At 64.1% G+C, this 21,811-nt stretch carries 18 protein-coding genes; 10 read left to right on the top strand and 8 right to left on the bottom strand.

Going from position 1 to position 21,811, the window contains the following annotated elements; genetic code table 11:
* The first annotated feature begins 3 nt into the window (after nt 1–3).
* From I6F35_RS01590 to I6F35_RS01570, 5 genes are read left to right on the top strand one after another with little or no spacing between them, the layout of a single operon-like run.
* Nucleotides 4–753 carry a CpaD family pilus assembly protein gene (locus tag I6F35_RS01590; protein WP_225115883.1) on the top strand — a complete coding sequence of 250 codons (750 nt, stop codon included), beginning with the start codon at nt 4–6 and terminating at the stop codon, nt 751–753.
* The gene (locus I6F35_RS01585; protein WP_225115882.1) at nt 750–2,015 is read left to right on the top strand and encodes an AAA family ATPase; all 1,266 of its coding nucleotides are present in this window, start codon (nt 750–752) and stop codon (nt 2,013–2,015) included. The genes I6F35_RS01590 and I6F35_RS01585 overlap by 4 nt, the downstream gene beginning before the upstream one ends.
* Nucleotides 2,016–2,033: 18 nt before the next feature.
* Entirely contained in the window at nt 2,034–3,497 is a 1,464-nt protein-coding gene (locus I6F35_RS01580; protein ID WP_225115881.1) for a CpaF family protein, read from the top strand.
* 11 nt (nt 3,498–3,508) lie between these two features.
* Complete coding sequence (locus I6F35_RS01575; RefSeq protein WP_225115880.1) at nt 3,509–4,486, top strand: type II secretion system F family protein; 978 nt, start codon at nt 3,509–3,511, stop codon at nt 4,484–4,486.
* Nucleotides 4,487–4,496: 10 nt separating this feature from the next.
* The gene (locus tag I6F35_RS01570; protein WP_225115879.1) at nt 4,497–5,474 is read left to right on the top strand and encodes a type II secretion system F family protein; all 978 of its coding nucleotides are present in this window, start codon (nt 4,497–4,499) and stop codon (nt 5,472–5,474) included.
* Nucleotides 5,475–5,526: 52 nt separating this feature from the next.
* Here I6F35_RS01570 and I6F35_RS01565 read toward each other — a convergent pair whose 3' ends face one another.
* Nucleotides 5,527–6,339, bottom strand: a complete 813-nt coding sequence (locus I6F35_RS01565; RefSeq protein ID WP_225115878.1) for a tetratricopeptide repeat protein — start codon at nt 6,337–6,339, stop codon at nt 5,527–5,529.
* Between the two features lie 275 nt (nt 6,340–6,614).
* On the opposite strand from I6F35_RS01565, the gene I6F35_RS01560 reads away from it, so the two are divergent.
* Both I6F35_RS01560 and I6F35_RS01555 read left to right on the top strand, forming a co-directional pair.
* Nucleotides 6,615–7,997, top strand: coding sequence for a leucyl aminopeptidase family protein (locus I6F35_RS01560; RefSeq protein ID WP_225115877.1), 1,383 nt, complete (start codon nt 6,615–6,617; stop codon nt 7,995–7,997).
* On the top strand, nt 7,990–8,832 hold the full coding sequence (locus I6F35_RS01555) for an NlpC/P60 family protein (protein ID WP_225115876.1): 843 nt from the start codon (nt 7,990–7,992) through the stop codon (nt 8,830–8,832). Before I6F35_RS01560 ends, I6F35_RS01555 begins: the two co-directional genes overlap by 8 nt.
* A 277-nt stretch (nt 8,833–9,109) precedes the next feature.
* Here I6F35_RS01555 and I6F35_RS01550 read toward each other — a convergent pair whose 3' ends face one another.
* The 6 genes from I6F35_RS01550 to I6F35_RS01525 all read right to left on the bottom strand — a co-directional run bounded on the left by I6F35_RS01550 (nt 9,110) and on the right by I6F35_RS01525 (nt 17,563).
* Nucleotides 9,110–10,735 carry an ABC transporter ATP-binding protein gene (locus I6F35_RS01550; protein ID WP_225115875.1) on the bottom strand — a complete coding sequence of 542 codons (1,626 nt, stop codon included), beginning with the start codon at nt 10,733–10,735 and terminating at the stop codon, nt 9,110–9,112.
* A gap of 11 nt (nt 10,736–10,746) precedes the next feature.
* A complete protein-coding gene (locus tag I6F35_RS01545) occupies nt 10,747–11,925 on the bottom strand; it encodes an ABC transporter permease (RefSeq protein WP_225115874.1) in 1,179 nt (392 codons plus the stop codon).
* A complete protein-coding gene (locus I6F35_RS01540; protein WP_225115873.1) occupies nt 11,925–13,034 on the bottom strand; it encodes a microcin C ABC transporter permease YejB in 1,110 nt (369 codons plus the stop codon). Before I6F35_RS01540 ends, I6F35_RS01545 begins: the two co-directional genes overlap by 1 nt.
* 3 nt (nt 13,035–13,037) lie before the next feature.
* The gene (locus tag I6F35_RS01535) at nt 13,038–14,903 is read right to left on the bottom strand and encodes an extracellular solute-binding protein (protein ID WP_225115872.1); all 1,866 of its coding nucleotides are present in this window, start codon (nt 14,901–14,903) and stop codon (nt 13,038–13,040) included.
* A gap of 14 nt (nt 14,904–14,917) precedes the next feature.
* Nucleotides 14,918–16,813 carry an extracellular solute-binding protein gene (locus I6F35_RS01530; RefSeq protein WP_225115871.1) on the bottom strand — a complete coding sequence of 632 codons (1,896 nt, stop codon included), beginning with the start codon at nt 16,811–16,813 and terminating at the stop codon, nt 14,918–14,920.
* 204 nt (nt 16,814–17,017) lie between these two features.
* Nucleotides 17,018–17,563 carry a cytochrome c family protein gene (locus I6F35_RS01525; RefSeq protein WP_225115870.1) on the bottom strand — a complete coding sequence of 182 codons (546 nt, stop codon included), beginning with the start codon at nt 17,561–17,563 and terminating at the stop codon, nt 17,018–17,020.
* A 201-nt stretch (nt 17,564–17,764) separates the two neighbouring features.
* Between I6F35_RS01525 and I6F35_RS01520 the strand changes: the two genes are divergently transcribed.
* On the top strand, nt 17,765–18,505 hold the full coding sequence (locus I6F35_RS01520; RefSeq protein WP_225115869.1) for a 3-deoxy-manno-octulosonate cytidylyltransferase: 741 nt from the start codon (nt 17,765–17,767) through the stop codon (nt 18,503–18,505).
* A 31-nt stretch (nt 18,506–18,536) separates the two neighbouring features.
* Nucleotides 18,537–19,397, top strand: coding sequence for a prephenate dehydratase (locus I6F35_RS01515; protein WP_225115868.1), 861 nt, complete (start codon nt 18,537–18,539; stop codon nt 19,395–19,397).
* A 98-nt stretch (nt 19,398–19,495) separates the two neighbouring features.
* On the opposite strand, the gene I6F35_RS01510 is transcribed toward I6F35_RS01515, so the two are convergent.
* Nucleotides 19,496–20,515 carry an LLM class flavin-dependent oxidoreductase gene (locus tag I6F35_RS01510; protein ID WP_225115867.1) on the bottom strand — a complete coding sequence of 340 codons (1,020 nt, stop codon included), beginning with the start codon at nt 20,513–20,515 and terminating at the stop codon, nt 19,496–19,498.
* A 395-nt stretch (nt 20,516–20,910) separates the two neighbouring features.
* Here I6F35_RS01510 and metF point away from each other — a divergent pair, with 395 nt between their 5' ends.
* Nucleotides 20,911–21,807 (top strand): methylenetetrahydrofolate reductase [NAD(P)H], encoded by an 897-nt coding sequence (gene metF, locus I6F35_RS01505; protein ID WP_225115866.1) that lies wholly within the window; start codon nt 20,911–20,913, stop codon nt 21,805–21,807.
* The last annotated feature ends 4 nt before the right edge of the window (nt 21,808–21,811 follow it).

The following is a 21,811-nucleotide window of genomic DNA, read 5'->3' as shown; positions in this document are numbered from 1 at the left end:
ACGATGACACCCAAGCTGACATCCAAACGATCCGCCGATCGCAGCCGCGCCCTCGTTCGCCTCGGGGCGCTGATCGGCATTGCGGTGGCGCTCGGTGCCTGCAAGCACAGCGATGATTCCCCGCTCGCGAGCTTTCCCGACGATTATCGCCTGCGCCATCCGATCGCGGTCCAGGAAGCCGACCGCTCCATCGTGGTGTTCGTCGGCAGCGGCCGTGGCGGCCTGACCGCCGAGCAGCGCGCCGACGTGATGGGCCTGGCGCAGACCTGGCTGCGCGAAGGCACGGGCGCGATCAGCATCGACACCCCGGTGGGCACGCCGAATGCGCGCGCTGCCGCCGATTCCTTGCGTGAGATCCAGGCGACGTTCGCGGCCGCCGGCGTGCCGCCGCGCGCGGTCGCCGTGCGCCAGTATCATCCAGAGGATCCGCGTCACTTCGCGGCGATCCGGATCAACTATGCGCGGATCTCGGCGGTGGCCGGTCCCTGCGGCACCTGGCCGGAAGATCTCGGGCCGTCGATCAACAACAAGAGCTATTTCGACAACAAGCCCTATTACAATTTCGGCTGCGCCTACCAGCGCAACATGGCCGCCATGGTCGCCAATCCGAGCGATCTCGTGCAGCCGCGCCCGGAGACACCGCCTTACACGCGGCGACGTGACATCGCCTTCGACAAATACCGCAAGGGTCTCGCGACGACGACGACCTATCCCGAGGCCGACGTGGCCAAATTGAGCAATGTCGGCAAATGATCAGCTACGCGCGCCAGAACTCAGACGCCCAGCCTGACGCCCCGCCACAGGTGGAGGAACATATCGCGCCGGCGCCGCGCGTATCGGTGCAGGCGTTCTGCGACACCGTGGAGACCGCCGCCGCGGTGCAGTCGGCAGGCGAGGACCGCAGGCTCGCCAAGGCGCATCTGAAGATCCAGATGGGCGGTATGGCCGCCGCCATCGAGGCCTACCGCTCGGCGCCGACGCCAAACGTCATCATCCTGGAAACGGGTGGCAATGGCGACATCCTCGGCGGTCTCGACCAGCTCGCCACGGTCTGCGACGCCGGCACACGGGTGATCGTGATTGGGCGCCTCAACGACGTCGCGCTCTATCGCGAGCTGGTCCGTCGTGGCGTCAGCGACTACCTGATCGCGCCGATCGTCACGATCGACGTGGTGCGGTCGGTCTGCAACCTGTTTTCGGCGCCCGAGGCCAAGGCAGTCGGACGCATCGTCGCCGTGGTCGGCGCCAAGGGTGGCGTCGGCGCGTCCACCGTGGCGCACAACGTCGCCTGGGCGATCGCGCGCGACCTGGCGCTGGATTCCGTCGTTGCCGATCTCGACCTCGCCTTCGGCACCGCCGGCCTCGACTACAACCAGGATCCGCCGCAGGGCATCGCCGAGGCGGTGTTCTCGCCTGACCGCGTCGATACCGCTTTCATCGACCGCCTGCTGTCGAAATGCACCGATCACCTCAGCCTGCTCGCGGCGCCGGCGACGCTCGACCGCGTCTACGATTTCGGTGCCGAGGCCTTCGATGCGATCTTCGACACGCTTCGCACGACCATGCCGTGCACCGTGCTCGACGTTCCCCACCAATGGTCGGGCTGGACCAAGCGGGCGCTGATCGCCGCCGACGACATCCTGGTGGTCGCCGTCCCCGACCTTGCCAACCTGCGCAACACCAAGAACCTGGTCGACCTCTTGAAGGCGTCGCGGCCGAACGACCGCGCGCCGCTCTATTGCCTCAACCAGGTCGGCGTGCCGAAGCGCCCCGAGATCAACACCGCCGAGTTCGCCAAGGCGATCGAGGCCGAGCCGATCGCGGCAATTCCGTTCGATCCGCAGATCTTCGGCTCGGCCGCCAATAACGGTCAGATGATCGCGGAGATCTCCGCCAATCATCGCACCATCGAGATGTTCCTGCAGATCGCGCAGCGGCTGACCGGCCGCGGCGAGACCAAGAAACCCAGGGGATCGTTCCTGTCGCCCCTGCTGGAGAAGCTGCGGGCGAAATAGTCGGTCTGGAGTCGAGTCGTGTTTGGTAAGCGTAGCGCAAATGACAGTGAAGTGCGGGGACTGAGGCCCGCCGTTCACGCGCCGGAGCCTTCCGCCGCAGCCGCGCCGGCGCGCGAGATCGCGGCTCCGACCATGCCTTCGCCGCCGATCGCCCCGCCCAAGCCGGCGCCGGCACCGACCGTCGACACCCGCCGGTCCGACACCTACTACCAGGTCAAGGCGACCATTTTCGGCGCGCTGATCGAGGCGATCGACCTCGCCCAGCTCGCCAAGCTGGACGGCGATTCCGCGCGCGAGGAAATCCGCGACATCGTCAACGAGATCATCGCGATCAAGAACATCGTAATGTCGATCGCCGAGCAGGAAGACCTGCTCGACGACATCTGCAACGACGTGCTCGGCTACGGCCCGCTGGAGCCACTGTTGTCGCGCGACGACATCGCCGACATCATGGTCAACGGCGCCGGCACGGTTTACATCGAGGTCGGCGGCAAGATCCAGCGCACCGGCATCCGTTTCCGCGACAACCAGCAGCTTCTCAACATCTGCCAGCGCATCGTCAGCCAGGTCGGTCGCCGTGTCGATGAATCGTCGCCGATCTGCGACGCGCGCCTCGCCGACGGCTCGCGTGTCAACGCCATCGTTCCGCCGCTCGCGATCGACGGCCCTGCGCTCACCATCCGCAAATTCAAGCGGGACAAGCTGACGCTGGAGCAGCTCGTCAAGTTCGGCGCGATCACGCCGGAGGGCGCGACCATCCTGCAGATCATCGGCCGCGTCCGCTGCAACGTGCTGATCTCGGGCGGCACCGGCTCCGGCAAGACCACGCTGCTGAACTGTCTCACCAATTATATCGAGCACGACGAACGCATCATCACCTGCGAGGACGCCGCGGAACTGCAACTGCAGCAACCGCATGTGGTCCGGCTGGAAACCCGCCCGCCCAACATCGAAGGCGAAGGCCAGATCACGATGCGCGACCTGGTCCGCAACTGCCTGCGTATGCGTCCCGAGCGCATCATCGTCGGCGAAGTCCGCGGACCCGAGGCGTTCGACCTGCTGCAGGCGATGAACACCGGCCATGACGGCTCGATGGGCACGCTGCACGCCAACAATCCGCGCGAGGCGCTGTCGCGCTGCGAATCCATGATCACCATGGGAGGCTTCTCGCTGCCCTCGCGTACGATCCGCGAGATGATCTGTGCCTCGATCGACGTCATCATCCAGGCCGCGCGCCTGCGCGACGGCTCCCGCCGCATCACCCACATCACCGAGGTGATGGGCATGGAAGGCGACACCATCATCACCCAGGATATCTTCCTGTACGACATCGTCGGTGAGGACGCCAACGGCAAGATCATCGGCCGCCATCGCTCGACCGGCATCGGCCGTCCGAAATTCTGGGAGCGCGCGCGCTACTATAACGAGGAGAACCGCCTCGCCGCCGCGCTCGACGCCGCCGAAGCGCCGCCGCCGACGTAAGGGAGCCGATGATGAACCTGCAATCGCTCGCCCTCGCCTTTCTCGCCGCGACCACCATCGGCGGGCTCGGCTGGGTCTTCCTCTATCCACTCCTGTCAGGTGAGAAGAAGGCCGAAACGCGTCGCGCCTCGATCGCTCGCTCCGAATCCGCGGCCGTGCGTCAGACCGAGCGGACCCAGCGTTCGCGCCGAGAGCAGGTCGAAGGAACCTTGCGCGAGCTTGACGCGCGCCGGCAAAAGGAAGCGAAGCTCCCGCTGAGCAAGCGCCTGACGCAAGCCGGCCTTGACTGGACACCTCAGAAGTTCTGGATCATCTCGGGCATCCTTGCGGCTGTCGGCTTCGCGCTCACCTACATGACCAGCGGCGGGCTGCTGGGCGCGGTCGGTTTTGGTTTCGCCGCCGGCTTCGGACTGCCGCGCTGGCTGCTTGGCTACCTGAAGAAGCGCCGCGAGGCGGCCTTCCTGAAGGCACTCCCCGACGCGGTCGACGTCATCGTGCGCGGCATTAAGGCCGGTCTTCCGCTGTTCGAGTCGCTCAAGGTCGTCGCCAACGACTCGCCTGAGCCGCTCAAAAGCGAGTTCAAGGCAATCATCGAAACCCAGACGATCGGGATGCCGCTCGGCGAGGCCTGCGCCCGGCTCTATGAGAGCATGCCGGTGCCTGAAGCGAACTTCTTCGGCATCGTCATCTCGATCCAGCAGAAATCCGGCGGCAATCTTTCGGAAGCGCTTGGCAACCTCTCCAGGGTGCTGCGCGACCGCAAGAAGATGAAAGATAAGATCCAGGCGATGTCGATGGAAGCCAAGGCTTCGGCGGGCATCATTGGCGCGCTGCCGCCGACGGTCATGATCCTCACCTACATCACGGCGCCCGAGTACATCTCCCTGCTCTGGACCCATTCAACCGGCCAACTCATGCTCGTTGTCTGTCTGGTCTGGATGAGCATCGGCGTTTTCGTCATGAAGAGAATGATCAATTTCGATTTCTGACGGGTGAAGCATGATTGACTTCCTGGCCGACAAGCTCCACGACGTCAGGTTCATGACGATGCTGCTCGCGGCGATCGCCGTGAGCGCAACCTGCTATTCGCTGCTCATGCCGTTGTTCGCCGGTGAGAACCTGCAGAAGCGGATGAAGGCGGTGGCGAGCGAGCGCGAGCGTATCCGGCAGCGCGAGCGCGAGCGGCTGGCCAAATCGGAGAAGGTATCGCTGCGGCAGGCGCCGAAGCAGATCGTCTCCAAGGTCGTGGAAGACTTCAACCTGAGCAAATGGGTGGCGCAGGAGAGTGCCCGCGACAAGCTTGTCATGGCAGGCTATCGCGGCAACGCCCCCTATATCACTTTTCTGTTCTTCCGCGCTCTGGCGCCGATCGCCATGCTGGTCGGCACCGCACTGTACATTTTCGTCATTGCGCAACTGGAGACGTCGCTGCTGGTGAATATCGGCATCTGCATCGGCGCGGCCTATCTCGGGCTGCAGGCGCCCATGCTCTTCCTGAAGAACGCGATCACCAAGCGCCAGCTTTCGATCAGGCGCGCCTTCCCCGATGCGCTCGATCTGCTCTTGATCTGCGTCGAATCCGGCATGTCCGTCGAGGTCGCTTTCAGGAAAGTCGCGACCGAGATCGCCGGGCAATCGGTAGCGCTGTCAGAGGAATTCACGCTCACCACGGCAGAGCTCTCCTATCTGCAGGACCGCAAGACGGCTTATGAAAACCTCGCCGCCCGCACCGGGCTGGAGGGTGTGAAGTCGGTCTGCCTGGCGCTGCAGCAGTCCGAGCGCTACGGCACGCCGCTCGGCCAGAGCCTGCGCGTGATGGCGCAGGAGAATCGCGACATGCGCATGAACGAGGCCGAGAAGAAAGCTGCCGCGCTGCCGCCGAAACTGACAGTGCCGATGATCCTGTTCTTCCTGCCCTGCCTTTTCATCGTCATTCTCGGCCCGGCCTACATCAAGGTCATGGCGACGATCCACTGAACCCGGTTGGGTGGCCCGCAAGAAGATCCTGGGCTACAACGCCCGAGACGGATCAGTCGTCCCGCGCGACAACCGGCACCGGCTTCGCGGCCGCGGTCCGCGGATTATCCCGGCCTTTCAGCATATCGCGGAGGTAGGCGACGTTGGCGGCAGCTTCGTCGGCCGGCATGTCGGCCTTGACGATGGTCTCGGCTTCCGCGAACCGGCCCTGCAGGCCGACCACCAGGGCAAGGTTCTGCCGCACCCTGGTGTCGGCACGGCCGCTGGCATAGGCGCGGCGCAGATTTTCTTCGGCCTTGGGCAGGTCGCGGCTCAGCATGTAGGATAGGCCGAGATTGGACAGCACCGACGGCTCGTCCGGAGCGATCCGCAGCGCACTCGCATAATAGCGGCGCGCCTCCTCGTGCCGGCCGAGCCTGTCGAGCGTGGTTCCCTGCACCGACAGGATGCGCCAATCGGGATTGTCGGGCGAGTGCGCGCGGCTCAGGACATCGAACGCCGCCTGCGCATTGCCGTTGTCGGCAAGTGCCCGGCCATAGGCCGCCAGCAGCGGCCGGTTGCCGGGATTGCCGATCGTGGCCTGTTCCAGCATCGCGACCGCCTGCGCCCGCTGTCCGGTCGTCCGCAGCGCTTGGCCGTAGCCGATCGCGGCCTCGACATCCTTCGGATTGACACGATAGCGCTCGCCATAGAATTCGACAGCGCGGCGCGGGTCATCCGGCGCGGCTGCGGCGGTCTTCGTCCGTGTTGTTGTCAGCGATCCCGCGACATCGGAGAGCGTCTGGCAGCCGCCGAGGCCTGCCGCCAGCAGCGCCGAGAGGGCAGCCGACGCGAGCGCGCGGGCAAGACTGGACTGTCGACGCATAGCGCTTTAACTCACAATTTCGGGCGAAAAGTTTACGCCGAATGTGCCAGCAATAGACTGTTAACCCTAACGTCTGGTTAACTAGAGCATTTTCGAGCGAAGTGGACACCGGTTCGCGTGAAGAAAACGCGTCAAAACAAGAATCTAGAGCTTCGGTTCTGATTTAATCAGAACCGAAAATGCTCTAGGCGTGATCCGGAAAAGTGGAGACCGGTTTTCCGAGAAGATCACGCCGAAACAAGAATCAATGCCCCTGCCATTTGATCGAGAGCCGCATGCCGCCCATCTTCGAAACCGCCTCCGCTTCGAACGCCGTTCCCATCAGCTTCGTCACCAAATCGAATTGGGAGCAGATCCGCGAGACGCTTCCCGCTCATGCGCGGCAGTTCGCGCAGGCCAATGGCTTTGCGGCCAAGCCCGGCAAATATCTCGCATTGCCGGCGCCCGACGGCTCGCTCGCACAGGTGCTGTTCGGACTGGAGGATCAAGGAAGCACGTCGCGCGATCCGTTCCGACCCGGCAGCCTGCCGGGGCTGCTGCCGCCTGGCGTCTACCGCTTCGCCAATGCGCCGCATGATACGCGGCTCGCCGCACTCGCCTTTGCGCTCGGCAGCTACCGCTTCGGCCGCTATCGCAAGGCCGAAGCACCCGATGTGCGGCTGGTGCCGCCGGACGGCGTCGACACGGCAGAGCTCTCGCGCATCGCGGAGGCCGCATATCTGGCGCGCGACCTCATCAACACGCCCTCGAACGACATGGGACCGCAAGAGCTGGCACAGGCGGCGGAACAAGTGGCGTCGCGGTTCGGCGCCGCCTTCAACTGCATCACGGGCGACGAGCTCGTGCGGCGGAATTTTCCGCTGATCCACGCCGTCGGCATGGCCTCGAGCCGCGCGCCGCGCCTGATCGATTTCACCTGGGGCAACCCCGATCATCCCAAGGTGACGCTGGTCGGCAAGGGCGTCTGCTTCGATACCGGCGGGCTCGATCTGAAACCGTCGAGCGGCATGCTTATCATGAAGAAGGACATGGGCGGCGCCGCCAATGTGCTCGCACTGGCGCAGATGGTGATGGACGCCAAGCTCAAGGTGCGGCTGCGCGTGCTGATCCCCGCGGTCGAGAACGCGGTCGCGGGCAACGCCTTCCGCCCGCTCGACATCTTCACCTCGCGCAAGGGGCTGACGGTCGAGATCGGCAACACCGATGCCGAGGGACGGCTGGTGCTAGCCGATGCTCTGGCGTTCGCCGACGAGGAGAAGCCGGATCTCCTGGTTGACCTTGGCACGCTGACCGGCGCCGCGCGCGTGGCGCTGGGACCGGATCTGCCGCCCTTTTACACGCAGGATGACACGCTGGCCGCCGAAGTCGCGGCTCACGCCAAAGCGGAGCACGATCCGTTGTGGCGCATGCCGTTATGGCCTGCCTACGATGCCTGGCTGGATTCGAAGACCGCGGATATCACCAACGCGCCGTCAGGCACGTTCGCCGGTTCGATCACCTGCGCGCTGTTCCTGCAACGCTTTGTCGAGCAGGCCAAACGCTGGCTGCATGTCGATATCTACGGCTGGACCCCCAGCGCAAAGCCGGCGCGGCCCGAGGGCGGCGAATGCCAGGCAGCGCGCGCGATCTACAGACTGTTGAGCCAGCGCTATGGATGATCCGCGCCTGACGCCCGCCCGCGGCGACATCGCCGCGAAATATCTCGAAGGCAAGGTGCGCGCGCAGCGCTTCGTCGCCGGCGAGGAGTTCGAGATTGTGCACGCCCTCGCACCGCTCTGCGAAGCGCCGCGCTCCGATGCCGCGTTGCTGACGCAGGCGCTGAAGGGCGAGCGCGTCACGGTCTATGATCGCAACGGCGAAGGGTTCGCCTGGGGCCAGCTTGGGAGCGACGGCTATGTCGGCTGGCTGCCTGACGCCGCGCTGGCAAAGCCTTCCGCCACGCCGACGCACAAGGTGACGGCACTGCGGACCTTCGCCTTCCCCGGCCCCTCGATCAAGTTGCCGCCGGTCGAGACGCTGCCGCTTGGCGCCAGGCTGAACGTCACGCGCGAGGACGGCGTGTTCGCGGTGACGCGCGAAGGCTGGCACCTGCCACGCCGCCATGTCGGCAGCATCGACGCGATCGAGAACGATTTCGTCACTGTTGCCGAACGTTTCATCGGCACGCCGTATCTCTGGGGCGGCAAGAGCAGCCTCGGCATCGACTGCTCGGGCCTGGTGCAGGTCGCGCTGACCGCAGCCGGCACCGGCTGTCCACGCGACAGCGACATGCAGCAGGAAGGCCTCGGGCGCGAACTGAGCGCAGCGGAAGCCAAGAAACTGCAGCGCGGCGACCTGATCTTCTGGAAGGGCCATGTCGCCGTCGTGCGCGATGCGACGACGATCGCGCATGCCAATGCGCATCACATGGCAACCGTGATCGAGAACATCACCGACGCCATCGCCCGCATCAAGGCCGCCGGCAGCGACATCATCGCGATCAAGCGGCTTTGATAGTTCGTAGCCCGGGTGAAGCGCAGCGCAACCCGGGACACCTGCATCAACACCCACCACCGCCCCCGGGTTACGGTGACGCTCCACCCGGGCTACGACTCAAATGCGCTGCGAGCACTGTGGCCTCATCCTTCGAGACGCCGCTTTCGCGGTTCCTCAGGATGAGGGGAGAGATGCGGTTGCGGGACGATTGGATGTTGCGGCAGCCTGCATTGCCAGACTCTCATGGTGAGGAGGCGCGCAGCGCCGTCTCGAACCATGAGGTCACGGACGCCACCTACGTCGCCACCGCACCATTATCCGCCGTCTCCAGGCGGAAGGCGGCGGCGAAGAGGGCGCGGGTGTAGTCGCTCTTCGGATTCTTGAACAGTTCGGAGGCCGGCCCCTCCTCCTCGACCTTGCCGGATTTCATCACGATCAGATGGCTGGCGAGTGAAGCCACCACGCGCAGATCGTGCGAGATGAACATGTAAGTGAGGTCGCGCTTGCGCTGCAACTCGCGCAGCAGGTCGACCATCTGCGCCTGGAACAGCATGTCGAGCGCGCTGGTCGGCTCGTCCAGCACGACGAAATTCGGCTCCAGCACCACCGCGCGCGCGATCGAGATGCGCTGGCGCTGGCCGCCGGAAAATTCGTGCGGATAGCGGAAGCGCCATTCCGGCTTGAGGCCGACATCCCTCAGTGCCTTGATGACCCGCGCCTCGCGCTCTTCCGCCGACAGATGTTGCTGATGGACGCTCAAGCCTTCCGCCACGATATCGCTGACCGACATGCGCGGGCTCAGCGCGCCGAACGGATCCTGGAATACGATCTGCATGTCGCGCCGGAACGGCCGCATCTGCTTGAAGCGCAGGCCCTGGATGTTGCTCCCCAGGAATACGATCGGTCCGTCGGAGGAGATCAGCCGCAGCAGCGCGAGCCCGAGCGTGGTCTTGCCGGAGCCGGATTCGCCGACCACGCCGAGCGTCTCGCCCTTGCGCACGGCAATACTGACTCCGTCGACCGCCTTGATGTGACCGACGGTCGACCGCAGCAATCCGCGCTTGATCGGGAACCAGACCTTCAGATTATCCGCCGAAATCACCACCGGCTCCTCCGGGCGCGGCGGCGCCGGATCTGGCTTCGGCTCCGCGGCGAGGAGATCGCGCGTATAGGGATGCTTGGGCGCGGTGAACACCTGCTCGACCGGGCCGTGCTCGACGATCTTGCCGCCATTCATGACACAGACGGTATCGGCAATGCGGCGGACGATGCCAAGATCATGGGTGATGAACAGCATGCTCATGCCGAGCCGGGTGCGGATTTCGGCCAGCAGCGCCAGGATCTGTGCCTGCACGGTGACGTCGAGCGCCGTCGTCGGCTCGTCGGCGATCAGGAGGTCCGGCTCGTTGGCGAGCGCCATCGCGATCATGACGCGCTGGCGCTGGCCGCCGGAGAGCTGATGCGGATAACTCTGCAGCCGCGTCTCGGGCTCGGGAATGCCGACTTGGGTCAGCAGTTCGATGATGCGCGCCCGCGCCGCCGCGCCGCGCACGCCGCTATGCAGCGACAGGATCTCGCCGATCTGGGCCTCGATGGTGTGGAGCGGATTGAGCGAGGTCATCGGCTCCTGGAAAATGATCGAGATGTCGTTGCCCCTGATCTCGCGCATCTCATTTTCGGATGCGGTGAGGAGATCACGGCCCTTGAAACGGATCGAGCCGGACGGGTGCGAGGCCGGCGGATAGGGCAACAGCCTCAGGATCGACAGCGCGCTGACGGATTTGCCCGAGCCGGATTCGCCGACCAGCGCGACGCATTCGCCGCGCTTGATCGAGAACGAGACATGGTCGACCGCGATGGACGAGCCGAAGGCGACCGAGAGGTCACGAACATCGAGCAGCGGCTGGTTGATGGCGTCCATGATGCTGCCCTCTACCTGAACGTCTTGCGGGGGTCGAACGCGTCGCGCGCGGCCTCGCCGATGAAGATCAGGAGCGAGAGCATGATCGCGACCGAGAAGAATCCGGTGAAGCCGAGCCACGGCGCCTGCACATTGGCCTTCCCTTGCGCCAGCAATTCGCCGAGCGACGGCGAGCCCGGCGGCAGGCCAAACCCCAGGAAGTCCAGCGCGGTCAACGTCATCACCGAGGACGAGACGATGAACGGCAGGAAGGTCATGGTCGCCACCATCGCGTTCGGCAACAGGTGGCGGAACATGATCACGGCATTGGAGACGCCGAGCGCGCGCGCCGCCTGGATGTATTCGAAATTGCGCCCGCGCAAAAATTCCGCGCGCACCAGGCCGACCAGCGACACCCAGGAGAACAACAGGAGGATGCCGAGCAGGATGAAGAAGCCCGGCGGCAACACCGCGGAGATGATCAGAAGCAGATAGAGCGAGGGGATCGCGGTCCAGACCTCGATCAGGCGCTGGAAGGTGAGATCGATCCAGCCGCCGAAATAACCCTGCACGCCGCCGGCGGCGACGCCGATGATCGAGGACAGGATGGTCAGTGTGAGGCCGAACAGCACCGAGATCCGGAAGCCATAGATCAGGCGCGCGAGCACGTCGCGGCCCTGGTCGTCGGTGCCGAGCCAGTTGTATTCGAGATCGCGGCAGCCGCTGAGGTGCTTCCTCTCGACCACCTCCTTGCACTGCTCTTCGGTCAAAAGCCAGGTCGGCTTCGACGGCGCCGGTGTCGGCAGGTCGAGATTGTGGGTGTCGTAGGAATAGCGGATCGGGGGCCAGATGATGCTGCCGCCCTTGCCCGCGATCTGCTTCTGCAGATAAGGATCGCGATAGTCAGCCGTGGTCTCGAAGTCGCCGCCGAACGTGGTCTCCGCATAGTTGAAGAGCACCGGCCAATAGAGCCGGCCGTCATACCGGATCATCAGCGGACGATCGTTCGCGATGAAATTGGCGAACAGCGAGACCACGAACAGCACCAGGAAGATCCAGAACGACCAGTAGCCCCGGCGGTTAGCTTTGAAATTCTGCCAGCGGCGCTTGTTGAGCGGCGACGGCTCGAAAGCATGCCGCGTCGCAGGCACGGCTTCGCCGAGCGGCGATTGCGCGGTGGTTTCGACCGGCTGGGGCGCGAGCATCGTCATCAGACTTCCCTCGCCTCGAAATCGATCCGTGGATCGATCCACATGTAAGCGAGATCGGAGATCAGGTTCACGACCAAGCCGACCAGCGAAAAGATGAACAACGTGCCGAACACGACAGGATAGTCGCGGTTCAGCACGCTCTCGAAACCGAGCAGGCCGAGCCCGTCGAGCGAGAAGATGGTCTCGATCAGCAGCGAGCCGGAGAAGAAGGCGTGGATGAACGCGCTCGGGAAGCCGGCGATCACGATCAGCATCGCATTGCGGAAGATGTGGCCGTACAGCACCTGCGTCTCGCTGCAGCCCTTGGCGCGCGCGGTCATGACATATTGCTTGCGGATCTCGTCCAGGAACGAGTTCTTGGTGAGCAGCGTCATGGTCGCAAACGCCCCGAGCGCCATCGAGATCAAGGGCAGCGTGATGTGCCAGAAATAGTCGATGATCTTCCAGTACCAGGGGAATTGCGACCAGCCATCCGAGGTCAGGCCGCGCAACGGGAACCAGTTGAAGAACGAGCCGCCGGCAAACAGGATGATGAGCAGGATCGCGAACAGGAAGCCGGGAATCGCAAACCCGACGATGATCACCGCCGAGGTCCAGGTGTCGAACCGCGAACCGTCCTGCACGGCTTTGCGGATGCCGAGCGGGATCGAGATCAGGTAGGTCAGCAGCGTCATCCAGATGCCGAGCGACATCGAGACCGGCAATTTCTCCTTGATCAACTGGATCACGCTGACATCACGGAAATAGCTCTTGCCGAAATCGAAGCGGGCGAAGTTCCACACCATCAGCAGGAAACGCTCGGGCGCCGGCTTGTCGAACCCGAACTGCTTTTCAAGATTCTTGATGAAGGCGGGATCGAGACCCTGGGCGCCGCGGTATTTCGAGTTGACGGCATCGCCCGAGACGCCGCCCGGCGCGCGCGCGGCAAAGTCGCCGCCGGAGGAGCCCGAAACTCGCGAGCTGCCGCCGGTATCGGCGCCGGAGAGCTGCGCCAGCACGCGCTCGACCGGGCCGCCCGGCGCAAACTGCACGACCACGAAGGAGACGAAAAGGATGCCGAGCAGCGTCGGCACCATCAACAGAATGCGGCGGGCGATATAGGCAGTCATATCTTACTTCGCCTGTTCGGCGTTGCCGGCCTTGGCCGGATCGGCCCACCAATTGTCCGGTGCTCCCACCCCTTGTGCGTAGCGCGCCGGTTTCGGCGGGTGGGCGAAGACGTCCCAGTAGGCCACGCGATGCGTGTTGGCGTACCATTGCGGCACCCAATAGCGCCCAGCGCGGAACACGCGATCAAAGGCACGGCAGGCAGTGGTCAGTTCCGCCCTGGTCTCGGCGGCGATGATCTTCTCGATCAGCGCATCGACCACCGGGCTGGAAATGCCGGCGAGATTATACGAACCCTTGGTGGTGGCGGATTGCGACGAAAAGAACGCACGCATGCTGTCGCCCGGCGTCGCCGACATCGAGAAGCGCTGGATCGTCATGTCGAAGTCGAAATCCTCCAGCCGCGCGCGATACTGTACGGCGTCGATCAGCCGGAACGTGGCCTCGATGCCGAGCGTGGCGAGGTTCTTGATGTAGGGCCCGTGATGGGGCTGGATCGAGGCTTCGTCGTTGAGGAATTCGATCGTGAACGGCTCGCCGTTCGGCAGCAGCCGCTTGCCGTCCTTGACGACGCAGCCGGCATCGCTCAGCAGTTGCGCCGCCTTGCGCAGCAGCGACCGGTCCTGCCCCGAGCCGTCGGACACCGGCGGCACGAAGGGTTTGCCGAACACCTCGTCCGGCACCTGCCCACGGAACGGTTCGAGCAGCACCAGCTCTTCCGGCGATGGCGGGCCTGACACCATCATGTCCGAATTCTGGAACGGCGAATGGGTGCGCGCATAGGCGCCATACATGATGGTCTTGTTGGTCCACTCGAAATCGAAGGCATAGATCAGCGCCTCGCGCACGCGCGGGTCCTTGAACTTGTCGCGGCGCAGGTTGATGAACCAGCCCTGCGCGCCCGATGGCGTCTCGTCCGGCAACAGCTCGCGCTTGACGCGGCCTTCCTTGATCGCGGGGAAATCATAGCGCGTCGCCCAGATACGCGCAGTGAGCTCCTCGCGGTAGAGATAGTTCCTGCCGGTGAAGCCCTCGAAGGCAACGTCGCGATCGCGATAGAATTCGTAGCGCACGGTGTCGAAATTGTAGCTGCCGCGGCACACCGGAAGATCAGCCGCCCACCAGTCCTTCACGCGATCATATTCGATGAAGCGGTTGACCTCGAAGCGGCCGACCTTGTACGGCCCCGAGCCGAGCGGCGTATCGAGCGTCGATTCCTCGAACGGACGGTTGGCGTAATAGGCCTTCGAGAAGATCGGCAGGCTCGCGACATAAAGCGGCACGTCGCGCGCACGGTTCGGCGCGAAGCTGACGACGACGGTGGCATCGTCGAGCGCCTCGGCTTTGACGAAATCGCGGAGCTGCACGATGATCAGCGGATGCCCCTTCTCCTTCAGGATGTTGAGCGAGAAGGCGACGTCCTGCGCCGTCAGCTTCGAGCCATCGTGAAACCGCGCCTCGGGGCGGATCGTGAAAGCGTAGGTGAGCTTGTCGGGCGAAATCCGCACCGACTTCGCCGCCAGCCCATACATCGCATCGGGCTCGTCACCGGCGCGCGCCATCAGCGCCGTGAACGTCATGTCCATGCCCTGCGCGCCCTCGCCTTTGAGGACGTAGGCGTTGAGCGAATTGAACGTGAAGTAGGACTGGTTATAGGCGCGGACGGAAGGAATCAGCGAGAACATGCCGCCCTTCGGCGCGTTCACGTTGACATAGTCGAAATGGTGGAAGTCGGCGGGATATTTCAGATCGCCGAACGCCGACATGCCGTGCATCTCGACGCCGTTGTCGGCGGCTGCCGGACCAAGCCGCGTCGCGCAGAGCGCACCGATACCGAGGCCGAGCGCGTGCCGACGGGTGAATAGCGCCATGCGGGAGATATCCTTCAAGATCGTTTCGCGATCCGGTTCGCCTTGTCAGCGTCGTACCACCACAGCGTCGGCAGACCCGAACGCGCATATTTCGGCAGCTCGGCATGGCCAAAGCGATCCCAGCGCGCGTAGCGCGCGTAGGGATAGCTGAACTGCGGCACCACGTAGAAATTCCACAACAGCACGCGATCGAGTGCCTTGGTCGCGGCAACGAGGCCGGCGCGGTCCTTGGCGAAGATCACCCTGTCGATCAGCGCATCCACCGCAGGATTCTTGATGCCGATCGTGTTCTTCGACCCCTGCTGATCGGCGGCTTGCGAGCCCCAGAATTCACGCTGCTCGTTGCCGGGCGAGAGCGACTGGCCCCAGACGTCGGTGATGACGTCGTAATCGAAACTGCGGATCCGGTTCTCGTACTGCACGTCGTCGACGACGCGGATCGAGGTGGTGACGCCGATCCGCTCCAGCGACGGCTTGAAGAACAGCGCGATCCGCTCGGAAGAAGGATCCTGCACCAGGATCTCCACCGTCACCGGCTTGCCCGTGGGATCGACCAGCTTGCGCTCGCGCACCTCGAAACCGGCCTCCTTCAGCAGCTTCATGGCCTCGCGCAGATTGGCGCGCACCGCTTCGGGATTGCCGCCGACCGGATTGGTGTAAGGCGTCGTGAAAACCTCCGGAGGCACCTTGTCGCGCACGGTCTGCAGGATTTCGAGTTCCTCTCCCTCCGGCAGGCCCGAAGAAGCCAACTCCGTGCCGTAGAAATAGCTGTCGATGCGCTTGTACTGGTTATAGAAGAGCTGCTTGTTCATCTCCTCGAAATCGAAAGCGAAGTTGAACGCGCGCCGGAGGCGGGCGTCCTTGAACTGCTCGCGCCGCAGGTTGAGCACAAAGCCCTGCATGCGGCCGAGATCGTTGATCGGAAACTCCTCCTTGACCACGCGCTTGTCGGTCACGGCCGGGAAATCATAAGCGGTCGCCCACTGTTTCGCCGAGTTCTCGATGATCCAGTCGGCCTGGTCGGCCTTGAAGGCCTCGAGCGCGACGTTGTTGTCACGGAAATATTCGGAACGCAGCTCGTCGAAATTGTTCTGGCCGATCCGCACTGGAAGATTGGCGCCCCAGTAATCCTTCACCCGTTCGAGCCGGACTGAACGACCGGCGACGAAGTCGGCGATCCGGTACGGACCCGAGCCGAGCGGCTTTTCCAGCGTGGTCGCCGAGATATCGCGCTTGCGGCCCTGGTCGTCGGTGCCCTCCCAATAATGCTTGGGCAGCACCAGCAGTTGGCCGACGATGTGCGGCAATTCGCGATTGCCGGGCACATCGAAACTGAATTTGACGTCCCGCTCGCCGCTCTTCTCGGCCTTGACCACGTGCCGGTAATAGGCTCCGTAGAACGGGCTTTGCTTCTTGAGCGTCTCCATCGAGAAGATCACGTCCTCCGGCGTCACCGGCTTGCCGTCGTGCCAGCGCGCCTCCTTGCGCAGCCGGTAGATCACCCAACTGAAATCGTCGGGGTGGGCCGCGCTCTCGGCGAGCAGGCCATATTCGGTCGAGACCTCGTCCTGCGAAGCCGACATCAATGTCTCGTAGATCGCCGTCGCGGCCTGCGCGATCGAGCCCTTCACGCCCATCACCGCGACGTTGAAGTTGTCGAAGGTACCGAGCGAGATGGTCCGCGCGATGCCGCCCTTCGGCGCATCGGGATTGACGTAGTCGAAACGTTGGAAGCCGGCCGGATATTTGACGTCGCCGAACAGCGACAGCGCGTGGCGCCAGGTCAATCCATCGGGCCCGCTATCGGCAAGCGCGGGAGAGATCGATGCTGCGCCCGGGATAAGCCCGAGCACCGGGGTGAGCGCGGCCACCGCGCCGGTCTGCAAGAGGTGTCGTCGGGTAATGGCCAAAGGGAGCTTCCTGTCGTGAACCGGGGTAACGCACTAAGTGCGTAATATAGGGCAAGGTTTCGGCCGATTATGTTGCTTTTTCCTCATCTTGGAAGCCCGGGACCCTTCACACGTGCGGCGAAACGTCCCGCTGACAAGCAGGCGATCCATACGGAAACGGCCAGGCGATGCCTGGCCGTTCCGATTGAATCCATGAAGGAAATGCTATTTCTGCGCGGTCGGCAGCGGCTGCGGATGATCCGACAGCGAGTTCAGGTAGGCGATCACGTCTGCGCGTTCGCTGTCCTTCGGAATACCGGCAAAGCCCATCGCGGTGCCCGGGATGAAACCCTTGGGGTTGGCGAGGAACTTGTTGAGATCGTCGAAGGTCCAGGTGCCACCCTTGGCCTTCATCGCGGCCGAGAAGTTGAACCCGCGTCCTTCGCCGCGCGGCTCACCGACGATGCCGAAGAGATTCGGGCCGACGCGGTTCGGACCGCCCTTCTCGAAGGTGTGGCAGGCCGCGCACTTCTTGGCGGCCGCGGAGCCCTTTTCCACCGACGCAGTCTGCAGCAGTTTCTCGATCGGCTCGGACGGTGCGGCGGCTTCAGCGGGCCCGCCCTTGCTCACTTCTTTCACGGCGATCTCGAAACCGGGCTTGTCCAGCGGCTTCGGGGTGAACACCGCCTGCGCGGCAAAGCTCGTCACCAGGACAATGAGGCAGGTGGCGAGGATCGCACCGAGAATCTTGTTGAGTTCGAAGGAGTCCATTTCGGATCAGGCTCCAGGCCTAAAATGTCGACTTCAGGCGGGCCGAACGGCCGCGGGGGTGAGCCTCGGAATCAGCCCATTCGCGCCGCACCCCGAGCAAGGTTGAGATATCGGTTTGCCTGCGCTCTGGCAACCCGTATAAACGCGCCGACTTTGCCCCATCCCCACCCTGATTCCTGCCGCCGGCAGGGCTTCTGAACGATGGCTGACCCGCGGATTTTGGTGCTGATTCCCGCCCGCATGGCGGCCACGAGGCTGCCGGGCAAGCCGCTCCTCGACATTGCCGGCGAGCCGATGGTCGTCCACGTGCTGCGGCGGGCGATCGAGGCCGATATCGGGAACGTTGCGGTCGCAACCGACGCGGCGGAGATCGCAGCGGCGGTCACAGCAGCCGGCGGCAAGGCGGTGATGACCCGCCCCGATCACCCCTCCGGCTCCGACCGCATCTTCGAGGCCGCAACCACGCTCGACCCGCACCGCAAGGCCGAGATCGTGGTCAACCTGCAGGGCGATTTCCCCACCATCACGCCGGACACGATCCGCGCCGTGCTGCCGCCGCTCGACGATCCCGCAGTCGATATCGCCACTTTGGCCTCGGAGATCCACACCGAGGAGGAAAGCCTCAATCCAAACGTGGTGAAGGCGGTCGGCTCGCCGATCACGTCGCAGCGGCTGCGCGCGCTCTATTTCACCCGCGCCACCGCGCCGTTCGGCGACGGCCCGCGCTACCACCATATCGGCCTCTACGCCTATCGCCGCGCCGCGCTGGAGCGCTTCGTGCGGCTGCCGCCCTCTCCGCTGGAACAGCAGGAGAAGCTGGAGCAGCTCCGCGCGCTGGAGGCCGGGATGCGGATCGACGTCACCATCGTTGGGGCCGTGCCGCGCGGCGTCGACACCCCGGCCGACCTCGAAACCGCCCGGCGCATACTGGCAAAAAGCTGAACCGCTGCTAAAAGGCCGCCAGGAACACACCATGACCAAGAAGCTGAAAATCGCCTTCCAGGGTGAGCCCGGAGCCAATTCCCACATCGCGATCGTCGAGGCCTATCCCGACGCCGAGCCGATGCCGTGCGCGACCTTCGAGGACGCGCTGTCGGCGATTTCCTCGGGCGAGGCCGATCTCGGCATGATCCCGATCGAGAACTCGGTCGCGGGCCGGGTCGCCGACATCCACCATCTGCTGCCGGCCTCGGGCCTGTTCATCGTCGGCGAATGGTTCCTGCCGGTCCGGCATCAGTTGATGGCAGTGAAGGGCGCGAAGCTGTCGGACATCAAGAGCGTGGAGAGCCATGTGCACGCGCTCGGCCAGTGCCGGCGCATCATCCGCAAGCTCGGCATCAAGCCGATCGTCGCCGCCGACACCGCAGGCAGTGCGCGCGACATTTCCGAACGCGGCGACAAGAGCGTCGCCGCCATCGCCTCGCGCCTTGCCGCCGACATCTACGGCCTCGACATCCTCTCCGAGGACATCGAGGACGAGGCCCACAACACCACCCGCTTCGTGGTGCTGGCGCGCGAGGCGAAATGGGCCGAGCAGGGCTCGGGCCCGCTGGTCACCACGTTTGTTTTCCGGGTGCGCAATTTGCCGGCCGCGCTCTACAAGGCGCTCGGCGGTTTCGCCACCAACGGCGTCAACATGACCAAGCTCGAAAGCTACATGGTCGACGGCAATTTCTTCGCCACGCAATTTTACGCCGACGTCGACGGCCACCCTTACGACCGTGGCCTCGCCTTCGCACTGGAGGAGCTGAAATTCTTCTCCCGCGAATTCCGCATCGTGGGCGTCTATCCCGCCCACCCCTTCCGCGCGACCTTCAGCGAAAAGGCGGATTGAGCGTCCCGCGTCATTCCGGGGCGATGCCCAGCATCGAACCCGGAATCTCGAGATTCCGGGTTCACGCTTCGCGTGCCCCGGAATGACGGCGTGTCAGCTTACGCCGCCGCTTTCTTCGCAAGTCCGAACGCATCCGCCAGCAGGCTGTACGACTTTTTCCGCGCCTCATGATCATACACCGCGGTGATGATCATCAGCTCATCCGCCTCGGTTGCCGCGATCAGCGGCTGCAGTTTTTCCATCACCGTCGCCGGACTGCCGACGAAGAAGCGCGAACGGTTGCGGGCGATCGAAGCGCGCTCAGCGTCGGTATACGGATAGGCCAGCGCCTCCTCCACGCTCGGCAGCGGCAGATATTGGCCGCGATCGCGGCGCAGCCGGTTGAGATCCATCGACAGCGCCAGCTTCTCCGCTTCCTCATCGGTCTCGGCCGCCACCGCCGCGACCGCCAGGATCGCATACGGCGTCTGGCGCCAGCTTGACGGCTTGAAATGCGCCCGATAATTCGTCATCGCATCGACCGCGCCATGGGTTGCGAAATGATGCGCGAAGGAAAAGCCCATGCCGACCTGCGCCGCGAGCTCGGACGAATAGCCGCTGGAGCCGAGCAGCCAGATCGGCGGCAGCGGCGAATCATCGGGCATCGCCACCACATTGTTGAAGGGATGGCCGGGCGGAAAATCGCGCGTCTCCCACAGCGTCAATTCGTGCAGCCGCTCCAGGAAATCATCGCCCTCGCGGCGGTCGAGCCGGCTCCGCAGTGCGTAAGCGGTGGCCCCGTCGGTGCCGGGCGCGCGCCCGAGGCCGAGATCGATGCGGCCGGGGAACAGCGCCTCCAGCATCTTGAAGCGCTCCGCGACCACCAGCGGCGCGTGATTCGGCAGCATCACGCCGCCGGAGCCGACGCGGATGTGCTTGGTGACAGCAGCGATCTGCCCGATCATCAGGTCCGGCGCGGGGCTCGCGACCGAAGCGAGGTTGTGGTGCTCGGCAAGCCAGTATCTGACATAGCCGAGCCCATCGACATGGCGCGCCAGATCGATGCTGTTGCGCAGCGCTGTGGCGGGCTTTGTGGCTGTGGTGACGACCGAAAGGTCCAGAACGGAAAGCGGGATCATCGCGCTAAGCTAGGGTGATCAATTGAAACCACAAAGCCCGTCCCGGTGCAGATCAGCTCCGCGACGCTTCTGAGCCCATATGTCGGGCATTCAGATGCTAGTGGGACAAAATGTCATTAATCCACAACAATTCTTCTCTGCCCACATGAAAGGAGAGAGCCGACTTAACTCGAGAATCGCACCAACAGCCTTTATTTTCCTGGGATTTTGGGACTAGATCGAATATTATGCTGCTAGCCCACCTCGCATTAACGTTGCCATGGCTATCCAGGATATTTGCCTAAAGTGGGCAAATTCCCATTCCTGATGGGCTGTTTGACCAGCCCGCTTTGCCCTATCTTACCGTCTCGACTGCCGCGCTTGGCGTCGATTGTCCCGTGGAGCTTGTGAGAGCCATGACCGAGGTTGCCGCCCCGCCGCTCAGGACTCCCGCCATTTCTTTCGAGTTCTTCCCGCCGAAGACCGAAGACATGGAGCGCAATCTTTGGGACACCATCAACCGCCTGGCCCCGCTGTCGCCGACCTTCGTCTCCGTGACCTATGGCGCCGGAGGCTCGACCCGCGAGCGCACCCATTCAACCATCGCCCGCATCTTGAAAGAGACCGCGCTGTTGCCGGCGGCGCATCTGACCTGCGTCGGCGCCGCGTGCGGAGAGATCGACGAGATCGTCGACCGTTATCATGAGGTCGGCGTCCGCCACATCGTGGCGCTGCGCGGCGACCCGCCCAATGGCATCGGCACGCCTTATTTCACGCATCCGGACGGCTACCAGAGTTCGCCTGAGCTCGTCGCCGGCATCAAGAAGCGTCATCCCGACATCGAGATTTCGGTCTCGGCCTATCCGGAGAAACATCCGGAGAGCCCGAATTTCGACGTCGATATCGACACGCTGAAGGCCAAGGTCGACGCCGGCGCCACGCGCGCCATCACCCAGGTGTTTTTCGACAACGATCTCTACTTCCGCTACCTCGATCGCGTGCGGGCGCGCGGCATCGAAATCCCGATCGTGCCGGGCATCATGCCGATGCACAATTTCAAGCAGGCCCGCAATTTCGTCACCCGCGCCGGCACCACGGTGCCGGACTGGTTCGCCGCGAAATTCGAGGGCCTCGATGACGACCCCGAGACCCGCAAACTGGTGGCGGCCACGGTTGCTGCCGGCCAGGTGCAGAAGCTCGCAAAGCACGGCGTCGACACCTTCCACTTCTACACCATGAACCGCGCCGACCTCGTGTTCGCGATCAGCCATCTGCTCGGCATCCGTCCGAACGGCGCCAAGAAAGCTGCCTGAGTAA

The organism is Bradyrhizobium sp. BRP22, from assembly GCF_020194175.1.
Classification (GTDB): domain Bacteria; phylum Pseudomonadota; class Alphaproteobacteria; order Rhizobiales; family Xanthobacteraceae; genus Bradyrhizobium.
Note: the sequence above shows the minus strand (reverse complement) of the source record. Positions and strands in the feature narration are given on the sequence as shown.

What these genes read in the sequence shown, in the direction of transcription:
- I6F35_RS01590 (WP_225115883.1), top strand. Translation starts at nt 4, where the DNA reads ATGACACCCAAGCTGACATCCAAACGATCCGCCGATCGCAGCCGCGCC.
- I6F35_RS01585 (WP_225115882.1), top strand. Translation starts at nt 750, where the DNA reads ATGATCAGCTACGCGCGCCAGAACTCAGACGCCCAGCCTGACGCCCCG.
- I6F35_RS01575 (WP_225115880.1), top strand. Translation starts at nt 3,509, where the DNA reads ATGAACCTGCAATCGCTCGCCCTCGCCTTTCTCGCCGCGACCACCATC.
- I6F35_RS01570 (WP_225115879.1), top strand. Translation starts at nt 4,497, where the DNA reads ATGATTGACTTCCTGGCCGACAAGCTCCACGACGTCAGGTTCATGACG.
- I6F35_RS01565 (WP_225115878.1), bottom strand. Translation starts at nt 6,339, where the DNA reads ATGCGTCGACAGTCCAGTCTTGCCCGCGCGCTCGCGTCGGCTGCCCTC.
- I6F35_RS01560 (WP_225115877.1), top strand. Translation starts at nt 6,615, where the DNA reads ATGCCGCCCATCTTCGAAACCGCCTCCGCTTCGAACGCCGTTCCCATC.
- I6F35_RS01555 (WP_225115876.1), top strand. Translation starts at nt 7,990, where the DNA reads ATGGATGATCCGCGCCTGACGCCCGCCCGCGGCGACATCGCCGCGAAA.
- I6F35_RS01550 (WP_225115875.1), bottom strand. Translation starts at nt 10,735, where the DNA reads ATGGACGCCATCAACCAGCCGCTGCTCGATGTTCGTGACCTCTCGGTC.
- I6F35_RS01545 (WP_225115874.1), bottom strand. Translation starts at nt 11,925, where the DNA reads ATGACGATGCTCGCGCCCCAGCCGGTCGAAACCACCGCGCAATCGCCG.
- I6F35_RS01540 (WP_225115873.1), bottom strand. Translation starts at nt 13,034, where the DNA reads ATGACTGCCTATATCGCCCGCCGCATTCTGTTGATGGTGCCGACGCTG.
- I6F35_RS01535 (WP_225115872.1), bottom strand. Translation starts at nt 14,903, where the DNA reads ATGGCGCTATTCACCCGTCGGCACGCGCTCGGCCTCGGTATCGGTGCG.
- I6F35_RS01525 (WP_225115870.1), bottom strand. Translation starts at nt 17,563, where the DNA reads ATGGACTCCTTCGAACTCAACAAGATTCTCGGTGCGATCCTCGCCACC.
- I6F35_RS01520 (WP_225115869.1), top strand. Translation starts at nt 17,765, where the DNA reads ATGGCTGACCCGCGGATTTTGGTGCTGATTCCCGCCCGCATGGCGGCC.
- I6F35_RS01515 (WP_225115868.1), top strand. Translation starts at nt 18,537, where the DNA reads ATGACCAAGAAGCTGAAAATCGCCTTCCAGGGTGAGCCCGGAGCCAAT.
- I6F35_RS01510 (WP_225115867.1), bottom strand. Translation starts at nt 20,515, where the DNA reads ATGATCCCGCTTTCCGTTCTGGACCTTTCGGTCGTCACCACAGCCACA.
- metF (WP_225115866.1), top strand. Translation starts at nt 20,911, where the DNA reads ATGACCGAGGTTGCCGCCCCGCCGCTCAGGACTCCCGCCATTTCTTTC.